General features: G+C 57.0%; 3 protein-coding genes. All 3 read right to left on the bottom strand.

The window, feature by feature from the left end:
• Positions 1 to 914: hypothetical protein (locus tag ACYVG7_RS07280; RefSeq protein WP_460882525.1), on the bottom strand; the 914-nt coding region annotated here is incomplete at its 3' end.
• Complete coding sequence (locus tag ACYVG7_RS07275; RefSeq protein ID WP_460882524.1) at positions 914 to 1,465, bottom strand: hypothetical protein; 552 nt, start codon at positions 1,463 to 1,465, stop codon at positions 914 to 916. The genes ACYVG7_RS07275 and ACYVG7_RS07280, both read right to left, overlap by 1 nt.
• The gene (locus ACYVG7_RS07270) at positions 1,462 to 2,598 is read right to left on the bottom strand and encodes a hypothetical protein (RefSeq protein WP_460882523.1); all 1,137 of its coding nucleotides are present in this window, start codon (positions 2,596 to 2,598) and stop codon (positions 1,462 to 1,464) included. Before ACYVG7_RS07270 ends, ACYVG7_RS07275 begins: the two co-directional genes overlap by 4 nt.
• Positions 2,599 to 2,653: the final 55 nt, after the last annotated feature.

Raw genomic sequence — 2,653 nt, 5'->3', positions numbered from 1 at the left:
GCGATGCGTTCATCACCCACCAGGGCAAAGCACTGGATACTGTTCATGATGTGATATGGCGCCTCTGCAGGGTCAATGGGTGGATCGAGTTGGCCGATTTGACCGTCGGAGTCATCGCCCCAGCTTGGGTATCCGCCGTGGGAATACCAGGCTCCGGCGCCCCATCGGCCACGGCCTACGCCGTCACGCTCGGACAACTGGCCCAGTAGGGCAGTGTGCGGTGCGCTGTTGCGCGGGTAGATAGAGCGTGGGGTGATGTCGTGGTTAAAGCTGAAATCGACTGCGCTGGCCGCCGGTGCTGCATAGCCATCGACAAACGATATGGACTGCCCGATGACCGGCAGCATGTGCAGCGGTGGTGTCAGGTCATAGCGCGGGTCGAACGGCCGACCACGCAAGTTCACCGACCAGCTGATATCCGCACCTCGGCGATCACGGGCAGACAGAATCTGCAGGTGCTGGGCGCCGGTGGCCGCAGGGAGCGGAATTCCGGCCGACCATTGCGCAGCAAGCCTGGCATCAAGCTGCCGGGCCGCCGACCAGCCAACCAATACAGGTGACAGGGAGATGACGGTGGCAAACTGCAGTTGCTCGCCCTGCCGTAGATCGGCACAGTGAGCCGCACCCCATCCCATAGTTCCATCCGTGTATTGCGGCGATGCCAGTTGCAATCGCTCACCACGCCGCGCATCGCAGATGGCCATGCCGGTCATATGCTGGCTGCCAACCGCATCCAGTTCGCCCGCAGGTACCCACGCAGCCATTGCTCGGCGGCGCAGGCGAGGTGCCCCTGGTGGGATCAATGGCCCATCCATCAGCATCACGCCGGTTAACCCGGGCAGCAAATGCGGCCGTGCAGGGCGGCGAATGACGCTGAAATCAACGGCGCTGGCCGGAGGTACCGAATACGCCATCAGTGCTCCTCAACAATTGGCTGAATCAACCCATGCGCCTGGGCCGAGATATATTGCCGCGCTTTGAATGTGGCGGTGCCGATGATGGCGGTCACGCCCTCGCCTGCCCACCAAGTCGGCTCATTCGTTGGGCCGGTACCGCCGGAGACGCACTCATACTGCCAGCCATTCCAGGCCCGTGGGTAAATCACGGAGCCCTGCTGGTAGAGGGTATCAGGCGCCCACTCTGACCCGAGGTCATCCAGCAGCATGGCCAGCACCGGGCCTGTGTAGGCGCTCCAACTGATATCGTATGCGCCGGTACTTGCTGACGATGCAGCAGCGGCTAGAACGGCAGCGCCTTCTGTTTGGGCTGACACCACCACAACATCCCGCTGGGCTGGGTTGCCATCGATGCGCACGGTACCGAGGATGCGACCAATAAAGACTTTCTCGATCCAGTCCGGCACATCGCTGTTGGCGGTATTCCATGGAATGGCCACATACGGAACATCACTGACATCGCTATTACAATTCAGTGCTAATTCAGGCGTCAGATAGGGAGCACTCATACCGGCAACCCTGTGAGCAAATTAACTAACACTGGAACAGCAATAAACGTTTCAGGTTTATAAACTGGCTGCGCGGTGAAAATTGCCGCTCCACTGGTCAACGTTCCCATTGTCGGCCAACTCGTTGGTTCAGTAGCAGAACTTGTTCCAGCTTTGGTGCATTCGTAGGCGTAGCCGTTCGGCGTGGCCGGGTGGATGCGCTCCCCCAGTGCATAGACCTTGCTAGCCACAAACAGCTTGCCGTAGTCGTCCCGATGCACCACCGCCACATGGTCGGTATACCAACCGCAGTTAAGCAGGTAGCTGCCATTATCGGCAGCGCTGGTGGTTTTGCCGAACTGGTGCATATCGATCGGGCTATGCACGCTGACCAAGCGGGCCTTGACTACCCCGCCCACCTTGGTGGTGCCTTTTACCGCATAGGCCTGGGTCGCATCGGTGGTGTCTTGGATTGCAAGCCGAGGGTAACTGCCGCCATCTACTATCCAGCTGGTGTGTGGCAAGGCAGTGTAAAGACTCGTATTGTATGGATCACTGAGGCCATAGACACTGGTGGCACCATTGAAAGTCGTGTTTACCGCATTAAAACAATCCGTTCTGGTTCCAGTGGCCGTAGCTAGGTGGTTACTGAAATTAATCCTGGTCAGGTTACAAAACACTCTGGTCAGGTTAGGCCCAACTGATGGTGACACGCACAGAATAAAACTGGTTAAGACATAGCTGCTTGAACCTATGTCACCGGTAACTTCTACATCTTCCAGTTTCCATTGATTTCCGCTGGTTTGCCGTAGGATCCCGTTAGCTGTGCTAGATGCCGTGTATACTGGGTTTTTTATTCTCAGGCGACGGATAATCGCCTCACTACTTGCTGCAGCCTCTACGCCCCAAAATGAGCTTGCGGTGCTACGAAAGCCTTTAACCTCAAATCCATTTCCATCCAGATTTGCCGACCAATAGCGGTTGAAATTTACTGTTGACCCTGACGCATCAATGTCTGCAGCCAGCACGGCATAGTAAATGGTTGCCGCTGGTGCTGTTTGGGAGGCGTGATTGGCAACGAAATATTCCCAGGCTGCCAAATTGTGGATCACAAACGGATCTGATAGGGTGCCACCACCCTGTAAATAGCTCATCTATCACCCCATAATCGGTTCAATTACCATTGGTCGGCGGTCTAGTCTCGCCGGA

It is taken from the genome of Pseudaeromonas pectinilytica, assembly GCF_054780855.1.
The sequence above is the reverse complement of the archived record's forward strand: the minus strand, read 5'-3'. Positions and strand labels throughout refer to the sequence as shown.

Bases quoted from the DNA above. Each gene is read 5' to 3' on its own strand.
- ACYVG7_RS07275 (WP_460882524.1), bottom strand. From the start codon at position 1,465: ATGAGTGCTCCCTATCTGACGCCTGAATTAGCACTGAATTGTAATAGC.
- ACYVG7_RS07270 (WP_460882523.1), bottom strand. From the start codon at position 2,598: ATGAGCTATTTACAGGGTGGTGGCACCCTATCAGATCCGTTTGTGATC.